Raw genomic sequence first — 8261 nt, 5'->3', positions numbered from 1 at the left:
AACCACTGTCTCGCCAAGTCGATTCACGATGCGGGTTGGTATCAATTTAGGAAATGGTTGGAGCATTTTGGAGTGAAATTCGGCAGGATAACTGTAGCGGTGAACCCTGCCTATACCTCTCAAAAATGCTCTAACTGTGGTGCAGTCGTCAAAAAATCCCTATCAACTCGAACCCATGCTTGTCAGTGTGGTTGTGAGTTAGACAGAGATCATAACGCTGCCATCAACATCCTGAACGCTGCCTTGAGTACGGTAGGGCATACCGGAACTTGGGTCGATGACCCAAACGCTTCTGGAGATTTGACCGCTACTTTGGCTGGTGCAAACCTGTCAGGGCAAGTCGGATCGTTGAAGGAAGAATCCCCACGCCGTGATAGCTGGGGAGTGTCAAAGACTAATTAAATAACTCACATTAGAGGATCAGACCATGGGCTTATTTGATCGCGTCTTAGGGGCACAGCGTCGGACAGAAGTCACATTGGGGCCAGCCGAGGCCTTTATCGGGATTACCTTGTTGGCGATCGCCGCCGACGGTTATATTGCCAAAGAAGAAATGCAAGTTTTGGTGACAACCCTGTGTCGCTTAAAAATGTTTCGTAGCTATTCGAGCGATGTGATTGCTTCGACGATTGATCGCCTCATGGGGGTGATTCAACGACAAGGACCAGAAGCCTTGTTATCCGCCGCCGTCGCCACACTTCCTCACGACCTCTACGAGACGACGTTTGCCATCACCACGGATGTCATTTTAGCTGATGGCGAAGTGTCACCCGAAGAAGAGGTATTACTTAACGAACTGCATCAGCTCCTAAACATCCCCGATGAGTTGGCGGTGCAAATCATCAACGTGATGATCATTAAAAATCGAGGTTAAGTCGAGACTCAAACAGCCCCAATCGCCTCAGGCCCAGCGCGATCCCCAGGGAACAGCCCCTCGACGAACCCCGTCAGCCCTGTCATTGCTCCCTGTCGATTGAACTAACGCACCCCATGAGACAATTTACCCCTCGTCCTTGTCCCTGTTGCACCCCCATAGACTCGGGAACCCCCATCGAAACCCTACAACTCGCGATCGCCCTAGTTTTGGGCTTCTCCGTCGTCGAATGGCTCACAGGACAGTTTAGCCATAGCCTCTCGTTGCTGGCGGACTCGGGCCATATGCTCACCGACGCGATCGCCCTAACACTTGCCCTCTGGGCCACCTGGCGAGTGCGACTGGGAACCCAGAGGGCGCAAACTCAATCGGGGCAAACTCAATCGGGACGAACCGAAAGCGGCGTCGCCATCGTCAATGGACTGTCCCTGTTGCTGATGGCCGCCTTCGTCATCTGGGAAGCCTTGCGACATCTGAACCATCCCCCCGAAGAATTGCTCAGTTTACCCGTCTTAGGGGTGGCCCTATTGGGATTGGTCATCAATACCACCAGTGCTAAATTACTGCATCAAGAGAGTCAAACCAACTTAAACCTAGAAGGGGCCTTTCTTCATGCCGTCGCCGACGCTATGGGGTCCGTGGGGGTTATCATTGCGGCGATCGTAGCCTATATTTGGGGCTGGCATTGGGTCGATACGGCCATTGGCCTAGCCATTGCCGGGTTTATTACCCTCAGTGCCATCCCCCTGCTCATTAAAGCCGTGGCACAGTGGCGGACACCCGTCAAGGCTGTACAAGCGACGCCGAGTTTGTTAGAAGTGGGCAAGACGCAGCTCAACTCCGACTCAACCTCGACATTCGTTGGCCCACGGCGATCGCCCCCCACCCCCTCCAACCCCTACTCTTGCCAATATCTCAAACCCCAACCGAAACAACGCGCTCTCATCTCCCTGACTCGGGCCAAAAATGTCAAAATCCGTTGATGATTGCGTTACCGGTACCGAAGTTATGTTATTGGTGCAGAGAGTGAGAACCGTTGTTTTGAGCCAAACACCTGGACTCCCTCAAAGCTGTAAACAGACTCATCCACCTCACTCGCAGCCCAAATAACCCGGAAATCAATCGCCCGGAAACGCAACCCCCAGACGGAACTTATGAATAAAGTTATCTACTCCAACCCAGACAACACGCCGATTAAGGTTGAAGACGATCGCACCGGCATGAATCCGGAAACCCTAAAACGGGCCTTTGCCGACCATCTCTTCTATCTTCAGGGCAAAGATCAGACCATCGCCACCCTGAATGACTACTATCTGGCCTTGGCCTACGTGGTGCGCGATCGCCTGCTCCATCGTTTCATCAAAACGGTCCGCACCTACAGCGAGGAAGACGTCAAAGTCGTCTGTTACCTCTCGGCTGAGTTCCTGATGGGACGGCATTTAGGCAACAACCTCGTCAACCTCGGCTTATTCGAGACCGTTCAGCAAGTGATCGAAGAGTCTGGACTCAGCCTCGAAGAACTCCTCGAACAAGAACAAGATCCCGGCCTCGGCAACGGCGGCTTAGGACGGCTGGCCGCGTGCTTCCTCGATTCCCTAGCCACCCTAGAAATCCCCGCCATCGGCTACGGGATTCGCTACGAATTTGGCATCTTCCACCAAATCATCAAAGACGGTTGGCAAGTCGAAATCCCCGATAACTGGCTGCGATTCGGCAACCCCTGGGAAATTCCCCGGCCCGAAGACACCGTCGAAGTGAAACTCGGCGGCCATACCGAAATGTTCCACGACACCAACGGCAACTCTCGCTGGTGTTGGATTCCCGATCGCACCGTCATCGGGATTCCCCACGACACCCCCGTTCCCGGCTACCAAACCAACACCGTTAACCCACTGCGACTCTGGAAAGCCGAAGCCAGTGAAGCCTTTAACTTTGACGCCTTCAACGCCGGGAACTATGACCGGGCCGTCGCCGAGAAAATCAACTCCGAAACCATCTCCAAGGTTCTCTATCCCAACGACAACACCCCCCAAGGTCGGCAGTTGCGTCTAGCACAACAATACTTCTTTGTCTCGGCATCGTTACAAGACTTAATCCGTCTGCATCTGCGCACCAACCGTTCCTTAGAGAACTTCCACGAACGGGTGGCCATTCAACTCAACGATACCCACCCCGCCATTGCCGTCGCCGAACTGATGCGCCTGTTCCTCGACGAACATAACCTGGATTGGCAGACTGCCTGGAGTATTAGCCAAAAAACCCTCTGCTACACCAACCACACCCTGCTTCCCGAAGCCTTGGAACGGTGGTCTGTGGAGTTGTTTAAATCCCTGCTTCCTCGTCACCTGGAACTGATTTACGAAATCAACTTCCGCTTCCTCGAAGATGTGCGGACTTGGTTCCCCGGTGATGATGAACTGGCGCGGCGCTTATCAATCATCGAAGAAGGCCCCGAAAAACAAGTTCGTATGGCCCACCTCGCCTGCGTCGGTTCCCATGCCATCAACGGCGTGGCAGCCCTGCATACGGAACTGTTAAAAAGCCAAACCCTACGGGACTTTGCCCGTCTGTGGCCTGAAAAATTCTTCAACAAAACCAACGGCGTGACTCCCCGTCGCTGGATGTTGCTGAGTAACCCCAAACTCTCTCAACTGATTACTGAGAAAATCGGCGACGGTTGGCTCAAGGATCTCCAACAACTCAGTGGGATTGAGAAATGTATTGAAGACAAGGCCTTCCGCAAACAATGGCAAGAGATTAAACGGCAAAACAAACAAGAGTTAGCCGCGTATATCAAGGCTAAGCGCGGGATTGAGGTCAATCCTGATTCCTTGTTTGATGTGCAAGTGAAGCGGATTCATGAGTACAAACGCCAGCATTTAGCGGCTTTACACATCATCACCCTCTACAACCGCATTAAGCGCAATCCTGACGCGGACATTCTGCCTCGGACCTTTATCTTTGGCGGGAAAGCGGCGCCGGGCTACATTATGGCGAAGTTGATCATTAAACTGATCAATGCCGTCGGAGAAGTGGTTAACAAAGATCCCGATGTTCGCGGACGCTTGAAAGTGGTATTTTTGCCCAACTTCAATGTGTCTCTTGGGGAGCGGATTTACCCAGCGGCTGATTTGTCCGAACAGATTTCAACGGCGGGTAAAGAAGCCTCGGGAACCGGCAATATGAAGTTTGCCATGAATGGGGCCTTAACGATTGGAACCCTAGATGGGGCAAATATCGAGATTCGCGAAGAAGCTGGGGCGGAAAACTTCTTCCTCTTTGGCTTGACGGCTCAAGAGGTTCAAGAGTTGAAAGCGAAAGGCTATAATCCTCGCTCTTACTACGAGAATAATCCTGAACTGCGGGGGGCGATTGATCGCATTGCCAATGGGGACTTTTCTCCGGGCGATCGCGATCGCTTCAAACCCATTGTGGATAACCTGCTCTATGGTGATCCCTTTATGCTGTTGGCAGACTATCAAGCCTACATTGACTGTCAGCAAGACGTCAGCAAAGCCTATCGGGATCTCGACTCCTGGACACGCATGGCCATTCTCAACTCCGCTCGCATGGGTAAATTCTCCAGCGATCGTACCATCGACGAGTATTGCAAAGAGATCTGGGATGCTAAACCGGTGAACATCGAGTTGGAGGAATATTCCCAAGCCGAAGCCACCTTAAAACGTTCGGTCAAGATGCGCTAATTCGTCGCAAAACCGATTAAACTCAAATTAGGGGGAGAGGCTTGGAATATCGAGTCTCTCCCTCTTTGGCGATCGACCCTTCTCCCCCCTCTTGCCTCTTGCCATCCCCTCCTGGGAGGGGTTAGGGGTGGGTTATGCCTTTTGCCTTCTCTTGCCTTTTGCCTTCTTTTCCCCTGTTCCCTGTTCCCTGTTCCCTGTTCCCTTAAACCCAAATGCCTGCAACCCTAGCCCTCATCGCCCACGACGCCCAAAAAGATAGACTGGTTAGTTTTGCCCAAGACTACCGCTCAATTCTCGGCCGCTATCATATCATCGCCACCGGAACCACCGGACGACGGATTCAAGAAGCGACCGACTTATCCATCGAACAGATGGAATCAGGCGGAATGGGAGGAGACACACAAATCGCGGCCCGAATAGTTAGCGGCGATGTCGTTGCCGTAATCTTCCTCATCGATCCCCTCTACGCCCAACCCCACGAACCCGACATTCAAGCCCTGTTGCGGGTTTGCAACGTCCACAACGTGCCGTTAGCCACCAACCTGGCCACCGCAACCGCCGTCATCCAGCAACTGGCCACCCACCGCGTCGCCCACCTCATCTTTAACCCCGCCGCCGGCCAAGGGAACCCCGATCGCGAATTGGCCTTAATTCGTGAACAACTGCAAGACCGGATTCACCTCAATGTCTTGGTTACAGAAGCTGACACAGATTTAAAAGCCTTGGTTCAGGAGGCCCTGGAGTCGGGAACCGATTTAGTCATCGCCTCAGGAGGGGATGGAACCGTCTCCACCGTCGCCGATGCCCTATTACATACCGAAATTCCTCTAGGGGTGATTCCTCGGGGAACCGCCAACGCCTTCGCCAGTGCGTTGGGTATTCCGCAAAATATCCGTGGGGCCTGTGAGTTACTCATCTCGGGAACCAACCGCGTGATTGATGCGGCCCGTTGTAACGGACGGACGATGATTCTCCTGGCTGGAATTGGTTTTGAAGCGGATGTTGTGGAATTAGCCGATCGCGAGAAGAAGGATCGTTGGGGGGTTTTGGCCTATCTCTGGGGCGGTGTGCAACGGTTCAATCAAGACAGTCAATTTGATGCCGAACTCGAAATCGACGGAGAAGTGCGGCAATTTCGGGCCGATGCCATCACCATTGCCAACTTGGCCCCGCCCACCTCGATTTTGGCTCAAGGATTCGGGGAGACGATCCCGGATGACGGGGTTTTAGAGATTACCATCGGTACGACAGACAACCGCTTACAGGCACTTAACGCCCTCACCAGCATGGTGGGAGCGGCAATTTTGAAGACGGAGACCCAACGGGACGATATCATCTGTTTACGGGCGGCTAAGATGCGGGTGACGGCAGACCCGGTCAAGAACATCGTCATTGACGGGGATGTGGTGGAAACGACTCCGGTTGAGATCGAATGTTTACCGAAGGCGTTGACGGTGATTGCACCGTTGTCGCTGACGGTGTAAGCCAGGCGGGAAATTCGTTGATTTTGGCTCAGACCATCGGAACGTCTGTTTTCGAGATCATGATTTTTGATCTCGCGATTTTTGATCTCGCGGTGAGACTCAACGAACCCCAACTTTTGCCCAAACGGCTGGATAGGGTGATGTGGTTGTCTGATCAACAAAACTGACCAGATCTTGAATAATCACCTTTTGTCCAGTGGGTAAAACACTGGTTTGTTCAGCTAGTCGATAATTGGGAGGTTTAGGATAGTCTACCCTCAAGTTGACATTGTTGGAAATAATCACTTCATCGCCAATTTTGGGGATGAACGGCGGAGAAATCGTCACCGGTTGGCCAGTCCGAATTAAGGATGCACCGCTCGTCTGATGATTCATGTTGACGTCAACGGCTCCAATTCTAACCCAGCCTAAGGTTCGGGCTTGTGGAATTGTCTGAGGGGTTGAGATTGGGGTAGGTTCAGGCCTCGATTGAGAGGGGATGTTCCTAGAGGGAAATTCAGACGTTTCGCGTTCAGGCGTTGGGGGGTCAGGCTCACTCAAGGATTCCATCGGTTGATTGAGATCTGTGAGAGTATTGTTACTGTCAGCGTTACGACGATCGCCGGGTTGTGAAAGCACTAAACCTGCAATGAGAAAAAGCCCCATGACTCCTCCGGTTAATAGTGCTTTTTGCCATTCGGGCATTTGGGGGGGGACGGATGTTGAATTCCCTTGACCCGATTGAGGGCTAAAAGTTACCGTAGCATCAACCCGTCGAGGCGTTTCAACGTCAGTTTTTTCCTCAGAGAATTGGCTAGGAGATATTGGTTTTGGGCTTCGATGATCTTGGGTGAGGGCTTCCCGCATCTGACGCGCAACGGGGAAACGATGAGACGCATGAGGATGAATGGCGCGATCGATAACATTAGCAAATGTCGGAGTTACCCCAGGAGCGTGATTTCTCCAGAGAATCGTCCCTGTCAGCGGCTCATTGGGCAACTCATGGGGTAATTTCTGAGTTAGGGCATAAATTGCCGTCAAACCCAACGCATACAAATCACTGCTATAAATTGGACGACCAATTGCTTGTTCACTGGGCATAAATCCGGGAGTTCCGACAATCACAGAACTGGTGATATTTCCCGAATCATCTAAACCCGTTCCCATTACTTCTTTGACAGCACCGAAGTCTAGCAAAACCGGCTCTAACGTCGGCTGTCGTAAAATGATGTTATCCGGTTTAATGTCGCGATGAATTATTTTTTTGCCATGAACATAGTCCAACAGAGATAATAAACTATTTAGAATCGTTTTTGTCTTGCTTTCCGTTAATTTTCCATTCCGTTTGATATAGTCGATTAGAGTGTCTCCGTCAATATATTCTTGGACTAAATAAAATAAGTTTTTATCCCGAAAATAGGCGTAAAGGGTGGGAATCTGAGGATGTCCACCACCCAAGTCTTCTAATATAGAGGCTTCACGTTGGAATCGCTCTTGAACCTCGGTATAAATCTGGAGATTCTTAGCGAGCGGTTTGAGACATTTGACCACACAATGACGATTCGAGGGAATTTGCGTGTCTTCGGCGAGAAACGTATCCCCAAACCCTCCTGATCCCAAGTGACGTATAATACGATAGCGTTCTTTCAGGAAGGGCGGGATAATCATCGTTGCAACTCCAACAGGTGAGACAGGGCCAAGTTTAGGATGAGTCCTGTTCTCAGTTTATCCCAAATGAGGGGTCAATGATGCCAGTCTGGGCGAGTCTTGAGGATTTAGGGTGAGGAGCAAAATTTAGAGCAGATGAAAACCCTTGCTGGAGTGGGAACAGCAGAAAAACTAGATAAATCATAAGGCGAACAGCGGTTTGCCCCTACAGTATTTTACTTTGAATTGCACATTTGTATTAGAGATATTTTATACAACTTTTAATATTTTTATTCAGGGTGTCAGGGTTTTTTAGAGCCTCGATACCGGTCAATATTGATGGAGTTATCCTATTATTGGTAATCTTCTGGGTCAAGAGTTATACGGAAAATTTATGGCGAATTATAGTCGTTGCTGTAGGGGCGAAAAATCCCCTCCTGGGAGGGGTTAGGGGTGGGTTCCCCTACAATTTTGTATCTAATGCAACAAATCCTGCTATATATCCTGGAGATCCTTCATTAAAAAAAGACACCCTCTAAACATCTCGACCCAATGACCCTCAGCATGAGAAAA

The 8261-nt window shown here is 51.1% G+C and carries 6 protein-coding genes; 5 read left to right on the top strand and 1 reads right to left on the bottom strand.

From position 1 onward, the window contains the following. The 5 genes from R6U67_RS09725 to mgsA form a co-directional block, all read left to right on the top strand. Positions 1-402, top strand: a 402-nt coding sequence (locus R6U67_RS09725; protein WP_410252352.1) for an RNA-guided endonuclease InsQ/TnpB family protein, incomplete at its 5' end; no start/stop codon positions are given. 25 nt (positions 403-427) lie between these two features. Then, positions 428-874, top strand: a complete 447-nt coding sequence (locus R6U67_RS09720; protein ID WP_410252351.1) for a tellurite resistance TerB family protein — start codon at positions 428-430, stop codon at positions 872-874. Positions 875-990: 116 nt separating this feature from the next. After that, entirely contained in the window at positions 991-1857 is an 867-nt protein-coding gene (locus R6U67_RS09715) for a cation diffusion facilitator family transporter (protein ID WP_410252350.1), read from the top strand. Between the two features lie 171 nt (positions 1858-2028). Next, on the top strand, positions 2029-4578 hold the full coding sequence (locus R6U67_RS09710; protein WP_410252349.1) for a glycogen/starch/alpha-glucan phosphorylase: 2550 nt from the start codon (positions 2029-2031) through the stop codon (positions 4576-4578). 212 nt (positions 4579-4790) lie between these two features. Then, positions 4791-6062, top strand: a complete 1272-nt coding sequence (mgsA, locus tag R6U67_RS09705) for a methylglyoxal synthase (protein WP_410252348.1) — start codon at positions 4791-4793, stop codon at positions 6060-6062. Positions 6063-6161: 99 nt separating this feature from the next. Here the strand turns inward: mgsA and R6U67_RS09700 are convergent, their stop codons facing one another. Continuing rightward, a complete protein-coding gene (locus R6U67_RS09700) occupies positions 6162-7709 on the bottom strand; it encodes a protein kinase domain-containing protein (RefSeq protein WP_410252347.1) in 1548 nt (515 codons plus the stop codon). Positions 7710-8261: the final 552 nt, after the last annotated feature.

It is taken from the genome of Sodalinema sp., from assembly GCF_046483825.1.
Lineage (GTDB): Bacteria > Cyanobacteriota > Cyanobacteriia > Cyanobacteriales > Geitlerinemataceae > Sodalinema.
Note: the sequence above shows the minus strand (reverse complement) of the source record. Positions and strands in the feature narration are given on the sequence as shown.

Coding starts and splice junctions, on each gene's coding strand:
- R6U67_RS09720 (WP_410252351.1), top strand. CDS start 428: ATGGGCTTATTTGATCGCGTCTTAGGGGCACAGCGTCGGACAGAAGTC.
- R6U67_RS09715 (WP_410252350.1), top strand. CDS start 991: ATGAGACAATTTACCCCTCGTCCTTGTCCCTGTTGCACCCCCATAGAC.
- R6U67_RS09710 (WP_410252349.1), top strand. CDS start 2,029: ATGAATAAAGTTATCTACTCCAACCCAGACAACACGCCGATTAAGGTT.
- mgsA (WP_410252348.1), top strand. CDS start 4,791: ATGCCTGCAACCCTAGCCCTCATCGCCCACGACGCCCAAAAAGATAGA.
- R6U67_RS09700 (WP_410252347.1), bottom strand. CDS start 7,709: ATGATTATCCCGCCCTTCCTGAAAGAACGCTATCGTATTATACGTCAC.